This is a genomic window from Oscillatoria nigro-viridis PCC 7112 (assembly GCF_000317475.1).
Taxonomy (GTDB): Bacteria; Cyanobacteriota; Cyanobacteriia; order Cyanobacteriales; family Microcoleaceae; genus Microcoleus; species Microcoleus nigroviridis.
The window spans coordinates 5,715,458-5,738,701 of the sequence record NC_019729.1; the positions used below are offsets into that span (position 1 = coordinate 5,715,458).

The following is a 23,244-nucleotide window of genomic DNA, read 5'->3' on the forward strand; positions in this document are numbered from 1 at the left end:
TTTCAAGTTAATACTAACAAAGCTCAAGCCTGCACTGCCAACTTACAGCAGATTCAATTTATATGCGGTACACACAATCAAGTTGTAAGTAAGGTGCGTCGCCACCCGTCTGGCGAGCAAATTCCATTGAACCATAGAACAGCGACGCACCCTACATAAATCGTTTCCGGTTGCATCGGTATTGTTCAAACAGTCAACAGTCAACAGTCAACAGTCAACAGTCAACAATTATTTAGGAACTCCCGCCGTCAAGACTTCATGACAATCAACTGTCACCAAAACATCATCTTCAATTCTCACGCCAATACCGCGCCATTTTTCAGGAACCTCCGGCTGTCCTTCAACGGGTTTAATAGAAGGAGAAATATAAATCCCCGGTTCCACCGTCAGCACTTGTCCTGCCTGCAAAACTTGCGGATTTTCGCCGTACTGATAAACGCCGACATCGTGCACGTCCAATCCCAGCCAATGACCTGTGCGGTGCATATAAAATGGCTTGTATTTCTCTTCTTTAATTATCTCTTCAATGTCCCCCACCAAAAGTTTTAAATCCATTAAACCTTCCACCAAAACGCGCACCGCCGTTTCGTGAATTTTGCTGTAAGGATTTCCGGGATATACTTGACTAATTGCCTGCAATTGTGCTTGCAAAACTAAGTCATAGATTATCTGTTGTTCGGCTGTAAATTTGCCGCTAACAGGAAAGGTGCGAGTAATATCAGCGTTGTAGTACCCGCAAGCACAACCGGCATCGATTAGCAGCAAATCGTTTTCCTGCATTTGGCGGTTGTTTTCGATGTAGTGGAGGACGCAGGAATTGTAACCTGATGCAACAATTGAAGGGTAAGCCGGAGTGCAGCCATTTAAACCAAAAGTATGTTCTATTTCAGCTTGAATTTCATATTCGTACCTGCCCGGTTTGGCGAATTCTCGGGCGCGGTTGTGGGCGGCAACTGAGATATTAGCGGCTTTTCGCATTAATGCTAATTCTGTTTTGCTTTTCACCAGCCGCATTGGGTGTAAAATGATATTGGAATCTTCTATGGCTGTGGGGCCTGTGCCGCGTTTCGGGTAGGTTGCCATCAAGCGCTGCCAGTGATTGAGGACTGTTTGGTCGAAAGTACGATCGCGCCCGAAGTGATAGTATATGCGATCGGCTTTTTCTAAATATTTCGGCAATTTTTCCGCAAGTTCATTAATCGGGAAAGCTTCATCCGCGCCGTACAATTCCTTAGCCCCTTCTACTCCGGCGCGATAACCGTGCCAAGTTTCTTTTTCCAAGTCTTTTGGCTGCACAAACAAAACAAATTTGTGTTCTTCGTGGTGGGGCGCGAGCACTGCTACCGCCGCAGCTTCGTTGAAACCGGTTAAGTAGAAAAAATCGCTATCTTGTCGGTAGGCATATTCTACATCGTTGTGCATGACGGCTGCGGGGGCGCTGCGAAATATCGCCGTACCGCTGCCAATTTTTGCCATTAACTGTTCGCGTCTTTGCCGGTATTCGGTGGGGTCGATCATTCGATTTTAGATTTTAGATTTTAGATTTTAGATTGATTGTAATATTAACACTCATCCGATTTTAGATTTTAGATTTTAGATTTTAGATTGATTGTAATATTAACACTCATCCGATTTTAGATTTTAGATTTTAGATTGATTGTAATATTAACACTCGGCGGTTTCAATCGCTGCTTGTCAGACTTGCACCCGCAAGCCCAGGGTTGAAGATATAGGTGCTATGTTTTTTTTCGGGGACTTATTTATTCTCTTGTTCTGCGATCGCCAATTGACAAGTATAGTCAACCAGCCCAGACAAAGATGAGTTGCGATCGACTAAAGTCCATCTCGGATCGAAATTCGACCAATTTTCGCCATCTGCGCTAACTCTGACAGTTCTCAACTGTCGCTGCTGGCAGTTAACTTCCATTTGCGCCAACAATTTCTGGTTACTAAACTGTTGAGTTCCTAAAATAATTCTGACTGGATAAGAGGGAGCACCGGGAATATCGGATTTGCTTAATTCAACGCTGCTGGGGTCGATGCAAATCTCTACAAAACATCTTAATTTTTCGGCGCGGGCGCTCAAATTTATTCCAAAAATTAATGTTGAAATTACTATCAAACAAATCGATGAACTCTTAATCATATATCAGGAGGAAGAAGTTTCTTTTGACTCGGCGGTTGAAACCGATGCTACACAGACAAAACCCGCCGGCGCGGGTTGAATTTCTTCAGTCCGCGCAGGCGGACTTTGTTTGTGTAGCAGCGAATTCTATTCGCCCTCAATATTCACTCTTCTTTTTAAAGCTGAGGAACGTATTGTTCTTTTTCAGGAACAAAAGTGTACTCAGAGACGATTAGGCGCAACTCTTCGCCGTCGATGGTTTCTTTTTCGATCAACAAATCGACTAAGCGATCGATCACGGTGCGATTTTCGCGAATAATTCGGCGGGCCTCGTCGTAGCAGTGATCGACAATTGCTCGAACTTGTCCGTCAATCCGAGAGGCTATTTCTTCGGAATATTCCGATCGCGCTGTGTAGTCGCGGCCGAGGAAAATTTCGCTTTGCTGAGCTTCCAGGGCGATCGGGCCCAAGGTAGACATCCCGTAGCGAGTCACCATTTGGCGCGCCATACCGCTGACTTGCTGCAAGTCGTTGCCGGCACCGGTGGTTACTTCGGCATCGCCGAAAACTACTTCTTCGGCTGCGCGGCCGCCCAAAGCACCGCTAATCCGGGCTAAAATTTGCGATCTTGAAATCAAACCTTGGTCTTCGCTGGGCATGAACCAAGTCAAGCCGCGGGCCTGTCCGCGAGGAACTAAGGTAACTTTTTGAACGGGATCGTGGGCTTGAATGATTGTACCGACGATCGCGTGGCCGATTTCGTGGTAAGCAATCAAGCGCTTGCTCTTGCTGTCCACCAAAGGAGTGCCTTCCATACCTGCTACCACGCGATCGACTGCATCGTCAATTTCGAGCATCGTAATCGCATCTTTGCGGCGGCGGGCGGTTAAAATAGCAGCTTCGTTGAGCAAGTTAGCCAAATCAGCGCCGGTAAAGCCAGGAGTACGGCGGGCGATGGCGTCCAAAGAAATCTCTGCAGACAGCTTCTTGTTGCGCGCGTGAACTTCCAAAATTTCCAAGCGGCCTTTGATATCCGGCGTATCTACGGTAACTTGGCGGTCAAAACGTCCCGGACGCAGCAGCGCTGAGTCGAGCACGTCGGGGCGGTTGGTGGCAGCAATGATGATAATGCCAGTATTGCCCTCAAAACCGTCCATTTCGGTCAGCAACTGGTTCAGGGTTTGTTCCCGTTCGTCGTTACCGCCGCCGATACCTGCGCCGCGCTGGCGGCCGACTGCATCGATTTCATCGATAAAGATGATGCAAGGAGCATTTTCTTTAGCTTTCTTGAACAAGTCCCGAACGCGGGAAGCGCCGACACCGACGAACATTTCCACAAATTCCGAACCGGAGATGCTGAAGAAAGGCACGCCGGCTTCGCCTGCGATGGCTTTTGCCAACAGGGTTTTACCGGTTCCGGGAGGGCCAACTAGCAGCACGCCTTTGGGAATTTTTGCGCCGACTGCGGTGAAGCGTTCGGGTTTTTTGAGGAATGTCACCACTTCTTGAAGTTCTTCTTTGGCTTCCTCAACGCCTGCTACGTCGTCGAACAGTACGCCTGTTTTAGCTTCCATTTGAAAGCGAGCTTTGGACTTGCCAAAGTTCATGGCTTGGCCCGGGCCGCCGGGAACGTTGCCACCGCGGCGGAAGAGGAAAAACAGCCCTCCTACTAACAAGAGGGGAAATACTAGATTGCCTAAAAGTCCCCAGACAGCACCGTCGTTGCGTAGTGGGTGAGTGTCGAAGCTGATTTTGGAGTCTCTGAGCCTAGAAACCAGTTCCGGGGCATTTGAGGGCAAGTCTACCCGCCACCGCTGCTCGTGATTGTCCAGTTCGGGATCGACTGCTAGGACAATAGCCGTCCGACCTCCGTCGTAAAGGTCAACGCTGGTCACTCGACCGGCGTTTAAGTAATCTAAGAATCGACCGTAGCTCAGGCGGGTGCTGGCGGTGTTCTTGCTCATTTCTGCCGGGGATGGCGCAAAGGCCCCCTGCCACAAGAAAAAGCCGATGACTAAGGCGGGTAAAGTCCAAAGTAGTATAGTTCGCCAAGAAATTTTCATAAATGCGGATGCCTTGAATTGGGGACAGATCGGGTAAGATCGCGGTGTCGGAGAAGTGCGACAAAAGTTTACACTCAGAATCTTAACTAAATTTAACTTAACAATGCACTCTCAGGCAACAGAGCTTCGAGGACGATCGCTCCAGAAAAAGTTAGGTTAGTTACGGTAAGGGCGATCGTCCCGAATATAATGTTTGGTGCTGATTTCGATACCGATATAGGTAGAGTTAGAAGAATCGCCGCAAAACCCACTGTCTTTAAGCGTGGCAGTGTCAAGGGATAAGGCATGATAATGGTGAGGCTCAGTGAGGTAACACATTTCAATGACAACTAGACAGCTTGTTCCTAATTCGGCTATGCTGACCCAGCAGACTAAAGTCGCTTCTAACAAATCGATTATTAGTGCTGATTTGGGTCGGACGGCAACTAAAGCTTGCGTGAGTCGCAACCCTAGTAGCGTTGTTTTCATCCCTGCCAACGTGGCTGCTATGCCCGTGGAAAAGGTGCGGGGTGGCAGCTTTGAGTCCAAAGCAACAGACCCTCTGTTGGATATGTGGCTGGAGTACCAGGGCAGGGGTTACGCGATCGGTCAATTGGCGGCAGATTTTGGCGCTAATCTCGGCGGCGCCGACCAGTCGAAAGTAGTAGATGCTTTGGTTAAGGTTTTTTCCTGTGCTGGATATTTCCAGATGAAGGGCGAAATAGCAGTTGTGCTGGGTTTGCCGTTTTATTCGCAGGATCAGTTTGAGAAGGAAAAGGAAGAGATTATCAGCCAACTGCGCTCTCCCCACGTTGTGGTGTACCGGGGCGAGCGTGTGGATCTTAACATCAGTCACGTTTGGGTGATGCCCGAAGGCTTCGGCAGCCTGATTTGGTGCGAGGCTCAAGACAACAAGGAGTTTACGCCGGAGTTGCCCGAACTGTCGGTGGCTGTTGTTGATATCGGACACCAAACTACGGATTTGTTAATGGTCGATCGTTTCCGGTTCGCCCGGGCGGCTTCTAAGAGCGATTCCTTCGCAATGAACAAGTTCTACGAACAAGTTGCCTCAAAAATTCCGGGAGCTGACCCTCAATCTCTGTCTTTACTGGAAGCGGTGAATAAACCCGAGGGCCAGCGTTTCTACCGCCCCAGAGGAGCGACTAAGCCGACTAATTTAGATCCAATTATTAAGGACTTGCGGGAGGCTTTCGCTAACGAACTGTCCGAACGTTTGGTGCAGTGGCTGCCGGAACGTGTGACGGATGTGGTTCTGACAGGCGGTGGCGGAGAGTTTTTCTGGGAGGTGTTGCAACCTTTGCTTAAAGACGCCAATCTTAAGGCTCACTTGGCTCAGCCTTCTCGGAAAGCTAATGCTTTGGGACAGTTTATTTATGCTGAGGCTCAGCTAGCCACGATAAAGTAACGCATTAAGGCTTGAACCCTATGGCACTGTGGGCAAAAAATAAGGCGAATTTCTCGGTGGCGTTTACGGAAGATGCTGCAGATCAAACTTTGCTGGCCGCTATTGAAAAAGAGTTGGCTTTCACGAAGTATCAGACTTTCAGCAATCTCTGCAAGCAAGCTTTGTGGCAGTTTTTGTCTGTATCTGAGTCTGCTAGCTCTACACAGAACTTTCAGCGGTTGGAACAGCGTATTGCTGAACTTGCGGTAAAATTTGCTGAGTTTGAGCACAATGTTTCGGCAGAGGAATTAAGCCGTTTGGAGGGACTGGAACATCACCTGAGTCAACTGAGCGCGCAGTTGGATCAGTTGCAGGGGACTGTTAACAGTAAGTTTGCTCAAGTTTCTTTTGCCCGAGTTTCAAAAGTAGTAGAGCCTGGCCCGATTGAGTCTGAGTCTGTGGCGGATGATAATGTAGTGTCTGATGCTGAAGTTGCTCCTCCTAGGGATTCCGATCCTTTGTTGGAGCGTTTAAGTTCTTTGTTACCCCAAGATTTCTAAAATGAGGTAGACCCAGGCTAAAAAGCCTTGAGATGTAATGTTAGTGGCCCGCTGTTGGCAGCCGGTACTGAATACAGAAACAAAGCGATCGCTCTTTTGAAAAAAAAAGGGCGATCGCTTTGTTATTGCCGATTTGAGATTTTAGATTTTAGATTTACTCATTTTTGTCTATACCATTCCGATTATTCTATTAATCCTAATTTTTGCAATCGCGAACGAATGGCCCCAGATTGTCTCTGAAATTTATGAGCTAATTCACCAATTTGTTGACCGCTAGCATATTCATTCTTCAACTTCTCATCTTCTTCCCGACTCCACTTGACATAAGCTCTGGGATACTTCTGGCGAATTTTCTCAACATCGTAGGTTTTAGGTCGAGCGGCATTATTTCGCTCGGCAGAACTCTGTGGTTGAGAATTGCGATCGCCCACTGCTTCTTGTACCCGGTTGGGAATCACAGCAATTTCTTCAGATAGCTCAGCCAAAGCATTGTCTACTTTTTGCTGAAGTTCTGTTAGCTGTCGCTGCTGCAAACTGCCCCACTGCGGCAGTTCGTTGATAAACTGCTGCAAGTCCAGAATTATTGTTGTCAAAGTTTCGACTTGCTGCAACTCAGGCCGCTGTTTGAATTGGCGGCTGGTGAGTTCGATCTCGCTTTGAATCATTTTAATAGTTTTTTCTAAAATTATTAGTCGCTGGCGCAGGTTCTCAATTGCTGAAATTAGAGAGTGTACGTTTTCTCCAGGCCCAACATTGAGATTTTCGCGAGATGTTTGGGAAAGAGTTTCGTCTAAAGCATTTACAGCAAGTTGCAATTGCTCGATCGCGCGATCGGTAGTAGCTGCTTGTTGATTTACGCGATCGAACGTGGCCGCCGTACTTGCTTTAACTTGCCTGTGCAGCTTCTGCCGGTTCACAAAATTCAACACCAACGAAATCACTACAGGCACTTGAGCATAAATGCTCTGTTCCCAAACCAAACTAGCAGCCAATCCCACAGCAGAGGCAGCAATAAAAACCACTTCAGCAGTTTCTAACCAATTGCTCGACTTGGGATTTTGGATTTTGGTGGGTGAATTGGATGATGACATAAGTTAATTGGGAATTGGGAATTGGGAATTGGAAATTGGGAGGCTGTACATCACGGAATTTAAAATTACTATGGGTTTTTTATTTATGTCAATCTAATTAAATATATTAAATCTGCAGAATTACCCTAGCTAAAGTGAAATAAATCAAGACCCCGAGGACATCAACTGCGGTGGTAATAAAAGGAGCAGACATTAAAGCGGGGTCTAAACCCAAAGAACGAAATAGAAACGGCAGAGCTGAACCGGCAATAGAAGCTAAAATTGCGATCGCCAACAAACTCGCTCCCACCGCGGTTGCCACTGCTAAATTCCCTTGCAGAGTGTAAGCCCAGCCCGTCGCTACAGTCCCCAATATAGCTCCTAGCAGCGCTCCCGCCATCCCCTCGCGAACAATTACTTGAAACGGGCCCATTGCTGTAATTTCATCAGTGTTCAAACCGCGAATGACAACAGTTGAGGACTGAGCTCCGACATTGCCTCCAGTTCCCGTCAGCAGGGGAATAAAGGCTGCTAGGGCGACTACTTGGTGCAAAATATCTTCTTGAGCTCTAATAATTGCGCCGGTGACAGTATTAGTTAAAAGCAGAACAAACAGCCACACGACCCTTTTCCGGGCAACAGTGATTAAATCGGTCTGAAAATAATTGTCGCCGCCGGACTGGACGCCGCCCAAGGTATAAATATCTTTGGCTGCTTCTTGTTCTAAAATGTCGATCGCGTCGTCAACTGTAATGATGCCGACGAGACGCTGTTCGCGGTCTACAACGGGCACTGCTAAAAAATCGTAACGCTGGATCAGCCTAGCAACTTCTTCTCGATCCGTTCCTGTTTGAACAGAAACTACTTCGCGGGTCATAATTTCCCCGACAGTTTTGTCGAGGGGGGAAGTGACTAAATCCCGCAGAGATAAAATACCTGTCAAGCTGCGTCCGGCGTCGGTGACGTAAAGAGAATAAATTGTTTCGGTAGTTTTAGCCAAAGAGCGAATTCGGTCTAAAGCTTGGGCGACGGTAAAGCTTTCTTTCAGAGAAATGTATTCCGGGGTCATGATCCGGCCGGCGGTACTGGCTTCGTAACCCAAGAGTTGCGCCGTTGCTTCTCGTTCCGTCGGGCTCAATTCACCCAACAGGCGACGGACTAATATTGCCGGCAGTTCGTCAAACAGTTTAGCTCGATCGTCCGGGGACATTTTGTCTACAATGTCAATGACTTCTTGGCGTTTGAATTTTTCGCAGAGGGACTGCTGAACGCTGGAGTCGAGATATTCGTAAACTGCGATGGCTTCGTCTTTGGAAAGCAAGCGGAAAGCTATTACTTGCATGGTTTCTGGCAGGCCTTCGATAGCTTCAGCTATGTCTGCTTCCTGCACCGGGTGCAAAATAGCTTTTGCTCCTTTAAAGTCTCCTTCTTCCAACAGGGCCCTTAACTGCGATCGAACTAATTCGCGCAGTTCTTTTCGCGCGTAGGTGGGTAGAGAAGACGATTGATAACTTTTTTCTGTCACTGATGACCCTCCTAAACCTGTGCTGCGCGCCTTCCTGAATCCAGTTTAGAGCGTATTGACGCCACTGGTTGCAGTTATACGATTTATACCGGCGGGGTTAGCAACCCAGTTTCTTAGTGGAGGCTTTACCACCAAACCAAGATGTATTCTCGCAACCGTTTTTTTTGGTATGGTGTTTTTTATATTGATTTACTTAAACTAACAATTGATATTTTTCTTGTGCCAAACGGTAAAGTGGCCGCCACACCAAACGGTTAGTCAATACAACCAACAACGACATCACAGAAGTAGCAGCCAACAGCAAGGGGAAATTCCCAGATGCCGTAGCCTGAGAAATAGTTTCTCCCAAACCCTCTGTAGTAACAATTTGACCTTTAAACTGCACGTACTCGCTGACAATACTTGCATTCCAAGCACCGCCAACTGCTGTAATAATTCCTGTGATCAAGTATGGGAAAATTCCCGGTAGAATTAAAGTTTTCCAGCGCTGGATTAGGGATAGTTTGTAAACTTGCGCGGCTTCAAACAACTCGGAAGGGATCGATTGAGCGCCGGCAATAACATTAAACAGCAAATACCACATTGTCCCCAACATCATCAGCGCCACCGAACCAATTTGCAAGCCGCCTCCAGCGTGAATTAAAGCTAGTAGCAATACGGGAAATAAAGCAGTTGCCGGTACAGAAGCTGCTATTTGTACTAATGGCTGCAAAATTTGAGCTAAACGCGGATTTCGACCGATCGCCACTCCGACCGGCACTGTCCACAACAGCGATAAAAATAGCGCGCAAATGACCCGCAAAGCTGTGAAAAATGCACCTGTCATGACTTTTTGCCAGTCAGACAAATTCAGCAACCGCAGCAGCAGCACTGCTTCCCAAGTTCCCCAAAGCACAATGACGGCAAACCCGCTAACAAATATCCAATTTATCCAATTTCCGATGCGGCTTTTTTGTCGGGGATTTGTTGGTAAATTAACAGGTGCAAAAGCTCTTGCCAAACCGATATCAAAACTGTCGCCTATCGGCGAAATACGCGACTTGACAACCCGCAGCGTTGCCGATCGCCTTAAAAAATCTAACACGTTTGACTGCGGTACATTTGTAGCTTCCACCGCTTGATATTTAAACTTTTCTACCCACGCAATCAAAGGCTGCCATATCAAAAAATCTATGGCTACAATCACCCCAATTAAGACTGCTAAACCCCAGCCGATCGCCCCAAAATTACCTTCATTGGCTGCCTTGCCCAAATAGGAACCGAGTCCGGGCAAATTAAAGTTTTTCTCCCCCAATGTAAAAGATTCGATCGCAATCAAAAAGAACCAGCCGCCCGCCACTGACATGACGCTGTTCCACACCAGCCCGATCGCACCAGCGGGCAATTCTAACGTCCAGAACCGCTGCCAAGCATTCAGCCGATAAACTTGGGCAGCTTCCTTAAGTTCTCGCGGAATCCCGGACAGCGACTGATAGAAACTAAAGGTCATATTCCAAGTCATTCCCGTAAATATTAAGATAATCGATGCGAGTTCTACGCCGATTCTTTGACCGGGAAATAAAGTAACTAGCGCTAAAACAACTCCCGGTAAAAAAGATAAAACTGGAATCGACTGCAAAATGTCTAACAAGGGAATTAAAATTTTGGCTGCTAGGGGAAAGCGGTAAGCAGAATAAGCATAAACTAGGGTAAACAGCAGCGATAAAAAATAGGCTGCTACCATGCGTAAGAGACTCTGGGCTGTATAGGCTGGCAAGACATTTAGAGTAGTCTCAATTTTGAAATTTGGGTTGTAGTCACTGCTGAATTGAGAAGCTGTTTGGACAATTACCAAAATTAGAGAGAAGATGGCTAGAATCAGCAAACCGTCTTGCCAAGTCCAAGCTGACCTTTCTAAAGTTTTATTGGCCGGTGTTAGAGGTCTGGTCATAATAATTAGTTATTGGGAAGGGGGCATGGGCCCGCGCAGGGCATCGGGCAAATAGGGCATCGGGCAAATAGGGCATGGGGCATCGGCCCGCGTAGGGCATCGGCCCGCGCAGGGCATCGGCCCGCGTAGGGCATCGGTTATTAGTTATTGGTTATTAGTTATTGGTTATTGGAGGCAGAGCCTGGGAACAAGACTAAGATACCAATAAATAACAAATAACAAATAAGAAATAGCAAATAACTACTCAGCTTTATCTTCCGATTCTAAGAAAATTTCGCCTCCTGGTTCGTCGTAGCTGTACAACTCTGCATAACGTCCCCAATCAATAGCTGTTTTCAATTGCCGCATTGCTTCTTGGGGGCTAAAGTGGGCTTCTAGAATATCCAAAATCAATTCTTCAGAGATGCGGTGATTGCGCTTGGCCTGAAGCATTCGAGAAATTTGCTGTACCAGGCGAGTATTGCTGAGAATTTGGGTGCGAACAATTTGTTTGCGCTGGTCAATGCCGCCGGCAATGAACTGAATGCCAACTGGTGTTAACAGGAGGTCACCTTCTTGAATTACCAGAAATTCCATTAATTTTGCTGCTTCCACGATCGGCAAAATGTCGTCAACCTCTAACATTAATTCTTGACCGAGGCGGTAGAGGTCTTTTTCCTTGCGATCTTCCAAGAGTTCCAACAAACCGGCGATCGCACCGGTTCGCACCTGCGGCAGAGATTGGTATTTAGCGCTTTGAGGGGGTTGAGGTTGAGACACAGCAGCGACACTTTCAGCAGGTGCTGTCACTGTTTCGCAGCTCAATTCGGGATTGGTGAGAATTTTGTAAACTTGGTCTACAAGAGCTTGAAATTCGGGAGTTTTACGATCGCGGTAGTGCGGCAAAGTCACCGTTAACTCGGCGCGAATTCGCCCCGGGTTGCGACCCAAGACTACAACGCGATCGGCTAAAATTACCGCTTCCTCAATCCCGTGAGTTACGATTAACACAGCTTGAGTCGGAATCTTTTTTTCCAGCCACAAATCTAATAACTCAAACCGCAAGTTTTCTGCGGTCAGCACGTCTAAAGCTGAAAACGGTTCATCCATGCAAAGCAATTCGGGTTCTACCGCCAAAGCTCTAGCAAATCCTACCCGCTGCCGCATCCCGCCGGAAAGTTCTTTCGGGTAAGCATTTTCAAATCCGTCTAAACCGATAATGTCAATCATCCGCAAGGCTTTTTGCCGGCGCGGTTCGGCCAATTCTCCTTTAGCTTTTAAGCCTAATTCTACATTTTCTAGTACCGTCAGCCAGGGATAAAGCGCAAAGTTTTGAAATACAATAGCCACTCCAGGATTTAAGCCGACTAAAGGACGATTGTGGTAGAGAACTTGACCGTTGCTGGGCGGGATAAGTCCGGCAATCATCCGCATTAATGTTGATTTACCCGAACCTGATGGACCGAGTAAAGCTACTATTTCGCCCGCTCGGATCTCCAAATTAATTGAGTCTAAAATAGAGATTTTTTGACCGTTGGGCTGCGGGTAAGCCTTGCTAACTCCTTCTAAGGTGATGAGGTCCTCTGTTGCTGTTTGAACTACCATAATTAAACCTCCTAGGTTTTGTTTAAATTTAGTTATTAGTCAGTAGTCAGTAGTCCGCAGTCAGTAGTCCGCAGTCCGCAGTCAGCAGTCATTAGTTAAAAACTCTGGGAAACTGACAACGGATAACGGCTAATTGATACCTATTTCGTAAAATAATGCAACGGCAGGCAAGGCTCAAACCATGATGAAGTCAGTCATTCTCAATCGAAAATCCAAAATCGAAAATCGAAAATGGTATGACTGCCGAGTATTCGGTCAATTTTCTGTGACAGACGATCGCTTTTTCACCAGCAACAAGACTCGAAAAGCAGCGAGTTGGAGCGCAACTGAAAATATAACCCGCCAAGTAATTGAGCTATGGTACACAATTATCATCGCCCAACTGCCCAGAAATCATTATCGGCCATAGCCTGTGTTAAATATCGCATAGGCGGAACCTCTTTTGTCGGCAGGCACGAGTCCAGCTACGGCGGCTTTCAAAATCGATTCCTGGACTCCCATACCTATACCCCATAAAGTCATTCCTAGCAATCCCCTCTGCCCATTTCCGAACAATACCAATGGGCAAACAGTGAAGAAAAAATCAATGCAAACATCAGGGTTAAGATGTTGATGCGATCGAACTTGCCTCTCAAAATCAGGGCTGCGATCGCGTCACTCCCTATCACCCAAGGGTAAAATATAGGAATCTGGCTGTCAAATGCGATCGCACTTCTGTGAAAGTCAGTCGATTTGAGATTTTAGACTTGGCTGTGAGCGCTGAGTCGAAGGATTTAAGATTTTAGATTTACTCCACAGATGAATCTGGGAGGTTGAACTTTCGTCTAAAATTTTGAGTTCTCCACCACATGAGTACGTGGCACCCTATCCGTTTGTGCGCCTGGTTAAAGGTAATGAAGAGAAAATCCCATAGCCAGCTCCAATCAACCCTAAAGTATCTAAAAAAACCCAAAACAGCCCCAGCATCCCTTTTTTGATTTCTAAAGCTCCTGCTTCAAAATCGCGCGGCTTAAGATAAATTCGCTGAAGTAGCAACAGCGCTATACCAATCCTAAATCATTTGTCAATTTCTTACTCCCGATCGAGCGGGTTGGGGTAGAGTAAAAAATTTACGACTCCTGCAATGATTGCTATATCAGCCCCAAAAAAGCTGGCACAGCCAAAATCGCCAAGCCCAGCCGATAACCCAATTGCTTTGCCCGTGCGATCGGCTATCATCAATAACGAAGCTGGCGATCGCTATTGGATAACGTGCAGCCGATCGTCGTCCCACTCGATCGATCCCAAAATGTTAACTACGTAAATCCTTTCTTCTTGCGCGTCACGGGTTATATACACCAAGAAGTTTTGGGGCAAAATTTGGTTTGATAACTTAGGAATGAGAATTAAATAACTTACACTCTTGAAAGTGGGGTGGGCCGATTCCGCCCGCCCTTTTTGGACGGGCGGAATCGGCCCATCCCACCATAACAATTAAAATTGTAAGTTATTTAATTCGCGATCCTTATTACCTTGCTATAGTCAACAATTAATTAAAACTGTCAATATCACCTGCCAGCAGTGATAGTTAATTCTCTCGCTCCAGCTATGGTTTCTGTTCAAACTGCCAATGTGTAGGGCGGGGATTTAGACTCTCTCATATCAAATCTAGGAACAGGCAACAGGACAACCATTGTATGTAGGAATGGAGCTCAAAAGCTGCATCTAAATAGTGTAGAATGATAACCAACCAGATGGAACCTTACAAGGTGCGTATTGTGGGATAAAAATTCTCTGCGCTCTTAATTTTATTACGGAATGTTTAAACTTGTATCTTTTCCTTAACCATTTGATCTTCTTTACCAAATCTTTATTTTTTTTTAATAAGGTATTGTTATGGTTCCTTCAACCGAGCTTACAGCGCTTTGCAACAAGAATCAAATACCACTTAGTTAAAAAATAGGTCTTTAGGCCATACTCCCCGGCTGCTCGAATCAAATGCTCCGTCACCTTCGCAAGCATCAAATCTACTGGTTTTGTCGCCAATGTTGGCAAACAATACCTATTTGCAATCTGAACAGATGTGGCTCATCTCCCTCTCTAAATCTAGTTAGGGGGCTAGGGCTTAAGGAATAACATTCTTGACCAGTAGAATCTAATAGCTCAATTTAGGGGGAATAAACTTTAGATATTGTCTTATGGCTAACTGGTTTTCACGCTCTAAACTTTTTTTATGGCATCATTAAATTACCCAACTATAGCCCAATAAAGGGAAGACAGCCCTATTCATCTATCGCTTAATTTATGGTGATACCTCGACTCAAAGTAATTATAAGTTTACGCCAAAAACTACTTAAACGATTGCTACCTCTTTTGCTTGGTGTGGTGGCTTCTCTTGCTGTTTTATTTACGTGGCAACAGCTAACCATCAACGGACAAATTCACATAGAGCAGTTAATTCAGCAGGAAGCCAATGCGATTCAGTCACAACTGACCGAAGGATTATCCCTTCGGGTGTTGACGCTTCGGCAAATGGCGAATCGCTGGGAAGCCGATGGCGGTACACCAAAGGCTCTTTGGGAAGCCGATGCAGAGGCTTATGTAAAGGATTTCTACGGTTATCAGGCGATCGAATTAGTCGATCCATCATTTAAAGTGCGATGGGTTGCGCCGCTGGCAGGGAATGAGGCAGCACAAAACCTAGATTTGAATGGGGAACTGCGTCGCAAAATTACTTTGCAAGTAGCTCGTGATTTGCGTCAACCTATCTTAAGTCGCAATGTTTCACTTGTTCAAGGGGGTCAAGGATTTCTAGCAAGTTTTCCTTTGTTTGTAGGTGAACGTTTTGATGGGTTGATTGTCGGAGTTTTTCAGTTCCAAACTCTATTTGAGAGTATTTTAAAAGTGTCGTCCGGGTACAATGTGGCTATCTATGCTGGCACAACTTTGCTCTACGGTCAAGAGTCTTTGTCTCCATATTTAGCTCAGAAAACAGTTGTAGTGAAAGCCTATGATGTAGACTGGAGAATAGATGTCTATCCAACTTTAGATTTAGTAGAAAATGTCAAGTTTTATTGGGCTAGAGTTGTATTAATTGGTGGCTTAGTTTTAGTTTTGCTGCTTGTGTGGGTCATGTATCTCGCACAAGTTAGTTATTGCAAAGTCGATAAATTCAAAAAAGTAAATCGCCAGTTGCAATGGGAAATTCACCAGCGACAACAGGCAGAAATTGCGATCGCTCGACTAGCTGCGATCGTTGAATCTTCGGAAGATGCCATTATCAGTAAAGATTTAGAGGGTGTAGTTACAAGTTGGAATGTCGGAGCCGAAACAATTTTTGGCTATACAGCCGTCGAAATAGTAGGGCAATCAGGGAGAAAACTGATTCCCGCAGACTATCGAGATGAGGAAAACGAAGTTCTCACCAAAATCCAGCGAGGAGAACGGATCGAACACTACGATACAAAGAGGCTGAGGAAAGATGGAACATTAATCGATGTCTCGATGAGTGTCTCCCCCATTAAAGACCGAGCAGGGAATATAATTGGAGCTTCAAAGATTGCCCGGAATATTGCCGATCGCAAACAAGCAGAAGCAGCACTGCGTCAAAGTGAAGAACGCTGGGAACTTTCTGTACGCGGGAATAATGACGGCATTTGGGATTGGAATGTTCAAACCAATGAGGTCTTTTTTTCTAGTCGCTGGAAGGAAATGCTGGGCTATGAAGACCATGAAATCCAAAACATTTTAGACCAATGGGCTAATCTGATACATCCCGATGATTTGGGATGGGTGATGCAAGCCGTTCAGGATCATTTTGCCAAGAAAACTCCTTTCTATATCACAGAATATCGCCTTCGCTGCAAAGATGGTTCGTACAAATGGATTTTGGATCGCGGCCAGGCGCTTTGGGATGATGCAGGTAACGTAATTCGGATGGCTGGTTCTCACACCGACATTACCGAGCGCAAGCAAGCTGAAGTTGCTTTACAGGTCAGCGAAGCCAGATATCGGCAATTGATCGATAACTTAAATGCGGGTTTTGTAATTCATGCGACAGATACCAGCGTCCAATTATGTAATGAAACTGCCGCTGAATTACTAGGTCTTTCAATGGATCAAATGCTGGGAAAAACTGCGATATCTCCTACCTGGCATTTTGTGCGGGAAGATGGCAGCTTTATGCCCCTAGAGCAATATCCCGTGAATCAGGTTTTATCCACTGGAAGTTCCATCAAAAATTATGTTTTAGGGATAAAAAGAAGAAGTGATAGTTTTGTTTGCGTATTAGTTAATGCCTACCCTGAGTTAGATCAAAAGGGTCAAATTCAAAGAGTTGTAGTTACATTTATTGATATTAGCCAGCGCAAACAAGTAGAGCTAGAAATCCAAAAAACTCGCAATTTCTTACAAGCACTGCTGGATAATTTACCGGTGGCGGTTTTTGTTAAGGAGGCACAGCACGAACGGTTTGGCGTATTTCAGTTTTGGAATAAAACCAGCGAACTGTTATTTGGCATCTCAGCCGAAGAAGCGCTAGGCAAAAGTGGCTATGATTTTTTCCCAACAGAACAGGCTATCTTTTTTGACCAAAAGGATAGAGAAGCCTTTGAGAAAGGTAAGACTGAGGATATTCTCGAAGAAGTCATTGACAGTCAGTGCCTGGGAAAACGTTGGCTGCATACAATGAAGATTCCCATTTACGACGAACAGCATCAGCCCCAGTACCTACTTTGTTTTTCACAAGATATCACCGATCGCAAACACGCAGAAGCAGATCGTAAAGAAATGAATGAGGTGATGAAAAATGCGGTGTCCGGCATTTCCAAACTTGATGTACAAGGGCGTTACCTCTATGTCAATAAAGCTTATGCTGACATGACAGGCTATGAGCCAGAAGAAATGATCGGGATGTCCTGGGAAAAGACCGTAGATCCCGATGACTTGGAAAAACTGGTTGCAGCCTACGGGATGATGGTGCAAGAGGGCCGAGTTGAAGTTGAAACGAAAGGGGTTCGTAAAGACGGTTCCGTTTTTTACAAACAAGTGGTGATGATTTCAACTTACGACGAACAGCATCAATTTTTGGGGCATTACTGCTTCATGAAAGATATTAGCGATCGCAAAAAAGCCGAACTTGCACTAGAAAAAGAACTCTTGCGGAGTAAAGCCTTCTTCAACACTTCACTCGACGGTGTTGTTGTCATGGATTGGGTCGGAAAAGTTGTCGAAGCTAGCTCCAGTTTTGCTCAAATGCTGGGCTACACCCTAGAAGAAACCCTGAATCTGAGCGTGTTTGATTGGGATGCTGAATGGACGAAGGAAGAACTACAACTGATGCTGCAGAGAGAGGAGGTTATTCCGCTGTTTGAAACGCGACATCGCCGCAAGGACGGTTCTGTATATGACGTGGAAATTAGCTGGAACCGGGTGGAATTAGAAGATGAGATGATGAACTTCTGTATCTGCCGGGATATTAGCGATCGCAAACGCAACGAAGCGGAACGCCAACAAGCAGAACAGGCACTCCGAGAGAGTGAAACTCGCTTCCAAGCCTTCATGAATCACAGCCCAGCCCCTGCCTGGATTACCGATGAAAATGGTGTAATGCTCTATGCCAGCCAGACTTATCTCAATACCTTCGAGTTACCCACTGACGATGTGATTGGAAAATCCATTTTTGAACTTTACCCCGGCGCGATCGCCCAACAATTTCTCGACAATATTCAAACGGTTGCTCAAACCTGCGAGGTAATTGAAACGATCGAGATTGCGTCCCGTCGAGATAGAACCCTGGGTGAGTTTCTGGTTTACAAATTTCTCATCCCCGACTTATCTGGGCAAATGCTAGTAGGCGGTGTGGGGATCGATGTGACGCGACAGCATCAAGCTGAAACCGCCTTACAACTGAGTGAAGAACGCTTGAAACTGGCACTAGAAGCTTCTGGAGATGGACTGTGGGATTGGAACGTTGAAACTGGAAAAGTTTACCTGAATTCCTACTACCAGGAGATGCTGGGCTACAAGCCGGGTGAATTGGTGATGGATATGAACGTCTGGGAACAGATGATTCATCCTGACGATCAATTCTGGGTTTTTGAGTCTCTCAACAGTCACTTGCAAAATAGCTCAGTTAAGTATGCCTTTGACTATCGCGTGCGTTGCAAGTCAGGTGAGTGGAAGTGGATCGCTAACTACGGGAAAGTCGTTGCCTGCGATGAACATGGTAAACCTTTACGGATGATTGGAACGCACAAAGACATCAGCGATCGCAAACAAAAAGAACTGGCACTGCAGTACGCAATGGAAGCCGCAGAAGCAGCGAACTTGGCAAAAAGTACCTTCCTAGCCAATATGAGCCACGAATTACGCACTCCCCTCAACGTGATTCTGGGATTTGCTCAGGTGATGGCCCATGACTCCTCCCTAACTCCCAACCAAAAAAAAGACCTGCAAACAATTCGTCGCAGTGGCGATCACCTCTTGAGTTTGATTAACGATGTGTTGGATCTCTCGAAAATTGAATCGGGACACTGCACAGTTGAAGAAAGCGGATTGGACTTAATTGCGCTGCTGCATTCCCTCCGAAATATGTTGGCGGAACGAGCAAGTTCTAAAGGACTTGACCTTTGTGTCGAGATTGGGCCAGAAGTTCCCCAATTTATGCTTGTCGATGCTCAAAAACTGCGCCAGGTTTTGCTCAATCTGCTGAGTAATGCCATCAAATTTACCGATCGGGGAAGCATTACTTTGCAAGTCAGCTTTGAGGCGAACGGTACAGGGGCATTAACCGCAACTCGGCCGATTCTCCAGTTTGTAATCGCTGACACAGGTGTAGGGATTGCATCGGTCGAACTCGATACCATCTTCGATGCGTTTGTGCAAGCTCAAGCTGGGAAGCGATCGACCGGCGGTACTGGGCTAGGTCTGACCATTAGCCGCAAATTGTTGGAACTTATGGGCGGAAAAATTTCTGTCAGCAGCACTCTGGGACAGGGGAGTACCTTCACCTTTACCCTTCCCGTCAGCCCCATCAGTGGAGTTAATGTTACGCCCGAAGAGAATAATCGCTTCGTGATTGGGCTGGCTCCCAATCAACCGCATCATCGGATTTTGGTGGTTGACGATCGAGCAGAAAATCGCTTGCTAATGGTCAGATTACTGACACAATTAGGATTAGAGGTAAAAGAAGCTACCAACGGAAAGCAAGCGGTGCAGATTTGGCAAGAATGGCAACCCGACCTAACCTGGATGGACATTCGGATGCCCGTGTTAGATGGATACGAAGCTACCAAGCAAATTCGGGCAATGGAAGACGGACAGAACAGTATCATTATTGCACTTACGGCCCAGGCTTCCCAGAGCGATCGCACCCTCGCCCTGGCTGCTGGCTGCAACGACTACATCAGCAAACCCTTCCGAGAACAGACCCTATTTCTCAAGATGGCCGAATACCTGGGTTTAGAATATATATATCAGGAAGAGGAAACAGAAAAGGGGGAACGGGCAACAGATTGTTTTCCTTCTTACCTCTGTTCGGTTGCCCCTGGGGTTCCTGATTCCCTCGATCCAACGCTTCTGGCGACATTACCAAAAGAATGGGTGGTTGAGTTGGAAGATGCTGCTTTATGTGGGGATGATTTTGCGATCGTTGAACTGGTAGCTCAACTTTCCTCAGACCTCGCTCAATTCGGTACTCATCTGACGGAACTCGCCCACCAGTATCAATTTGAGAAAATCCTCAATCTAATTCAAAGTAATTTCCCAAGTGGAATTCCTCCATTGGATTTATAAGCTGTTGTCCAGTTAAACGTTCGATCGGGACTAGGGAATTAGGAACGCCCAACAAGAATTAAATTTAATTGTTGGTACTTCTAAAAAAAACTCCGTAATTTCTATTGATAATTAATGCCCTAAGATGCCTCACAAAACACCCAGTATTACCCAAATTACTCCTTTCGATTTAAAAAAATTAGAGGAATGCAGTGAAGAATCAGTGTATGCTCCCGGTCATATTCAGCCACACGGAATCGTTTTATTGATGCAAGAAAATAGCCTCAATATTTTACAAGCCAGTGAAAATGTAGAACAGTTTTTTGGGATTTCGGCAGAAGAATTGCTAGGTAAGCCATTGCCAGGTTTATTGGGTCACGGTCGAGTACAAGAAATTGTCAGGCATCTCAATCAAGAACAACTCACTATTCATAATATTTTCGATCTAAAAATACCTCTAAAAGACGGCAAAGATCAAATATTTAGAAGCACACTGCATCAGCTACAAGATGCGTTGATTCTGGAACTAGAACCCCAATTGACTATTGAAAATAATCATTCAATCGATTTTTATCAGCGTCTGCAAACAGTTATCCTCAACTTTCGCAGCGCGATCGGTCTTTCTGATTTAGCTCAAACCATTGCTAGAGAATTCAAAGCCATGACCGGGTTCGATCGCGTGATGGTCTATCGCTTTGAAGCCGATGAGCATGGGGTGGTGATTGCAGAAGAGAAAGAAAGCTATCTAGAAAGCTATCTGGGATTGCATTACCCGGCGATCGATATTCCCGTACCCGCCCGTAAATTGTTTTACCGCAACTCGGTGCGCCAAATTCCCAATATCAATTACACCCCGGCCCGCCTAATTCCCAGCAACCATCCCCTAACCGATAAACCCCAGGATCTAAGTGCTTGTGTGTTGAGGGGAGTATCTCCCTACCACATTGAATATTTGCAGAATATGGGAGTGGCTGGGACGCTGACGATTTCGTTAATTGACGATCGGCGCCTCTGGGGATTAATTGCCTGTCACCATTACAGCCCGCGATTGATAGATTACGAAACTCGCAAAAGCTGTGAATTTTTAGGACAATTTGCCTCGATCGAACTGGTGCACCAGCAAGAGCGAGAATTGAATGTTTACCGAGCCAGGGCGAAAACTATTCAGGATCAACTTCAGCAGGCATTCCGGCAAGATTCTAATTTTATAGAACAGGTATTGACCGAAAATTCTTCTCAATTGCTAGATTTAGTTCATGCTCGGGGAGCTGCAATTCTGCTCGACGGTCGCCTGACATTGGTGGGTCAAACGCCATCTGAAGCTGAGGTTGGCGAACTCGTGCAGTGGTTGCTGCAACAGAACAAAGAACGAGTGTTTGCAACAGCTTCTTTGTCTCAGTTGTATCCCCAAGCGAAGCAATTCAAAGAGCGAGCTAGCGGTGTTTTAGCAATCTCAATCTTGCTATGCTACGCCAAACAAAAGTCATACCATATCCTTTGGTTCCGACCCGAACAAATTCAAACCATAAACTGGGCCGGTAATCCACAGGATGCTGTGTCGATCGACGAAATTGGAAAAATGCACCTGTGTCCCCGCAAATCCTTTGAACTGTGGCAAGAGACAGTGCGGGAGATGTCTTATCCGTGGCAGATTGCAGAGTTAGAAGCTGCTGCCGAAATGAGACATATCCTCATGCTGTCGGTGTTAGAATTTTCGCAAGCTGCCCTAGAACACGCTGCAGAAAGGGCAGCTATAGCCAACCGTGCCAAAAGCCAGTTCCTTGCCAACATGAGCCACGAGCTCAGAACGCCACTCAACGCGATTCTGGGATTTACCCAGCTTATGAACCGCAGCCCCTATATCCCAGAAGAATTTCAAGAGCATTTAGGGATCATTACCCGTAGTGGAGAACACCTGCTGACATTGATCGACGATGTTTTGCAAATGTCTAGGATTGAAGCAGGGCAATTGGTACTGAGTAAAAGCTGTTTTAATCTGCATCGACTGCTAGGTTCTATTAATGAGATGTTCACCATCAAAGCGCCTGAGAAAGGGTTACATCTGAGCAGCGAGTGGGATGCTACTGTCCCCCGTTATGTCTGTGGGGATCAAGCAAAACTTCGCCAAATCTTGATTAATCTGCTGGGGAATGCGCTCAAATTTACAACAACAGGAAGCATAGCCCTGCGCGGACGAGCTTTTTCATCAGATGATATGCCATCCGGCACAATTCGCGATCGCGCCACTAATCCACCCGATATTAAACCAACTATTACCCTGTGTCTCGAAGTTGAGGATACCGGGCCTGGCATTTCTCCCTCAGATTTAGAATCAATTTTTGACGCTTTCATGCAAACCAATCGCGGTCGTCACGATCGAGGAACAGGTTTAGGACTGTCTATCAGTCGTGAGTTTGCGCGTCTGATGTCCGGCGATATCACCGTGCGAAGCACCCTGAATCGAGGCTCGACTTTTACCTGCCAAGTCGTTTTGGAACTACCAGAGTCCCTTGATTTAGAGGAACCTGAAATTAGCGATCGGATTATCGGGCTCGCACCCGGGCAAGCTATCTACCGAATTCTAGTAGCAGAAGACGTTCCAGAAAATCGGCAACTGCTGGTGACGCTGCTGGAGTCAGTTGGGTTTGATGTGTGTGCGGTGGAAAATGGGGCAGAGGCGATCGATCGTTGGCAAACATGGCACCCTGACTTGATTTTGATGGACATTCAAATGCCTGTCATGGATGGTTATGAAGCGACGAGACAGATTCGATCGCAAGAGTCATTAGTCATTAGTCACGAGTCATCAGCAGATAACTCAGGGCAAATGTCACAGGACAACAGACAAATTACACGCATCATTGCCCTCACTGCCTATGCTTTTGAAGACGATCGTATCGCCAGCCTGCAAGTCGGTTGCGATGACTACATTGCCAAGCCGTTTACTGAAGACACACTTTTCGACAAAATAGCTCATCACTTGGGCGTCCGCTACTGCTACGCCGAAAAATTTGGGCCAGACTCATCAGCTTCGCCACCAAAGATATTTACTCCAGACTTGAAAACTATGCCCGCCAAGTGGATTGCAGAAGTTCATGAAGCAGCACTCGATCTTAGTGATAATAAGCTTTATGAACTTATCGCTCAAATTCCCAAGGAGAAACAAGATTTCATCGCGGCGATGACATCTCTGGTCGATAACTTTCAGCTTGAAGCGATCGCAACTCTCACCCAGATTTAGGAAGAAGACC

14 protein-coding genes are annotated in these 23,244 nt (G+C 46.1%); 7 read left to right on the top strand and 7 right to left on the bottom strand.

What is annotated here, in order from left to right; translation table 11 throughout:
* Window positions 1-228: 228 nt before the first annotated feature.
* From OSC7112_RS23810 to ftsH2, 3 genes are all read right to left on the bottom strand, one after another.
* The gene (locus OSC7112_RS23810) at window positions 229-1,518 is read right to left on the bottom strand and encodes an aminopeptidase P N-terminal domain-containing protein (RefSeq protein WP_015178295.1); all 1,290 of its coding nucleotides are present in this window, start codon (window positions 1,516-1,518) and stop codon (window positions 229-231) included.
* A gap of 238 nt (window positions 1,519-1,756) precedes the next feature.
* The gene (locus OSC7112_RS23815) at window positions 1,757-2,086 is read right to left on the bottom strand and encodes a hypothetical protein (RefSeq protein WP_223300683.1); all 330 of its coding nucleotides are present in this window, start codon (window positions 2,084-2,086) and stop codon (window positions 1,757-1,759) included.
* Window positions 2,087-2,301: 215 nt separating this feature from the next.
* A complete protein-coding gene (gene ftsH2 / locus OSC7112_RS23820; protein WP_015178297.1) occupies window positions 2,302-4,188 on the bottom strand; it encodes an ATP-dependent zinc metalloprotease FtsH2 in 1,887 nt (628 codons plus the stop codon).
* A 322-nt stretch (window positions 4,189-4,510) separates the two neighbouring features.
* On the opposite strand from ftsH2, the gene fcmB reads away from it, so the two are divergent.
* Entirely contained in the window at window positions 4,511-5,593 is a 1,083-nt protein-coding gene (gene fcmB, locus OSC7112_RS23825) for a filament morphology actin-like protein FcmB (RefSeq protein ID WP_015178298.1), read from the top strand.
* 20 nt (window positions 5,594-5,613) lie between these two features.
* Complete coding sequence (fcmC, locus tag OSC7112_RS23830) at window positions 5,614-6,132, top strand: filament morphology membrane protein FcmC (RefSeq protein WP_015178299.1); 519 nt, start codon at window positions 5,614-5,616, stop codon at window positions 6,130-6,132.
* A 182-nt stretch (window positions 6,133-6,314) separates the two neighbouring features.
* On the opposite strand, the gene OSC7112_RS23835 is transcribed toward fcmC, so the two are convergent.
* The 4 genes from OSC7112_RS23835 to OSC7112_RS23850 all read right to left on the bottom strand — a co-directional run bounded on the left by OSC7112_RS23835 (window position 6,315) and on the right by OSC7112_RS23850 (window position 12,241).
* Window positions 6,315-7,223 carry a hypothetical protein gene (locus tag OSC7112_RS23835; protein ID WP_015178300.1) on the bottom strand — a complete coding sequence of 303 codons (909 nt, stop codon included), beginning with the start codon at window positions 7,221-7,223 and terminating at the stop codon, window positions 6,315-6,317.
* Window positions 7,224-7,329: 106 nt separating this feature from the next.
* Complete coding sequence (mgtE, locus tag OSC7112_RS23840) at window positions 7,330-8,727, bottom strand: magnesium transporter (RefSeq protein ID WP_015178301.1); 1,398 nt, start codon at window positions 8,725-8,727, stop codon at window positions 7,330-7,332.
* A gap of 193 nt (window positions 8,728-8,920) precedes the next feature.
* Window positions 8,921-10,657: an ABC transporter permease gene (locus tag OSC7112_RS23845; protein WP_015178302.1), complete on the bottom strand. Its 1,737-nt coding sequence runs from the start codon at window positions 10,655-10,657 to the stop codon at window positions 8,921-8,923.
* 240 nt (window positions 10,658-10,897) lie between these two features.
* On the bottom strand, window positions 10,898-12,241 hold the full coding sequence (locus tag OSC7112_RS23850; protein ID WP_015178303.1) for an ABC transporter ATP-binding protein: 1,344 nt from the start codon (window positions 12,239-12,241) through the stop codon (window positions 10,898-10,900).
* A gap of 181 nt (window positions 12,242-12,422) precedes the next feature.
* Here OSC7112_RS23850 and OSC7112_RS23855 point away from each other — a divergent pair, with 181 nt between their 5' ends.
* The 5 genes from OSC7112_RS23855 to OSC7112_RS23870 all read left to right on the top strand — a co-directional run bounded on the left by OSC7112_RS23855 (window position 12,423) and on the right by OSC7112_RS23870 (window position 23,234).
* Window positions 12,423-12,650 (top strand): hypothetical protein, encoded by a 228-nt coding sequence (locus OSC7112_RS23855; RefSeq protein ID WP_150111595.1) that lies wholly within the window; start codon window positions 12,423-12,425, stop codon window positions 12,648-12,650.
* A 714-nt stretch (window positions 12,651-13,364) separates the two neighbouring features.
* Window positions 13,365-13,544, top strand: a complete 180-nt coding sequence (locus OSC7112_RS40120) for a hypothetical protein (protein ID WP_190274452.1) — start codon at window positions 13,365-13,367, stop codon at window positions 13,542-13,544.
* Window positions 13,493-13,609 (top strand): hypothetical protein, encoded by a 117-nt coding sequence (locus OSC7112_RS42460; protein ID WP_223300907.1) that lies wholly within the window; start codon window positions 13,493-13,495, stop codon window positions 13,607-13,609. The genes OSC7112_RS40120 and OSC7112_RS42460 overlap by 52 nt, the downstream gene beginning before the upstream one ends.
* A 915-nt stretch (window positions 13,610-14,524) precedes the next feature.
* Complete coding sequence (locus OSC7112_RS23865; protein ID WP_015178304.1) at window positions 14,525-20,014, top strand: PAS domain S-box protein; 5,490 nt, start codon at window positions 14,525-14,527, stop codon at window positions 20,012-20,014.
* Window positions 20,015-20,138: 124 nt separating this feature from the next.
* Window positions 20,139-23,234, top strand: a complete 3,096-nt coding sequence (locus OSC7112_RS23870) for a response regulator (RefSeq protein ID WP_015178305.1) — start codon at window positions 20,139-20,141, stop codon at window positions 23,232-23,234.
* Window positions 23,235-23,244: the final 10 nt, after the last annotated feature.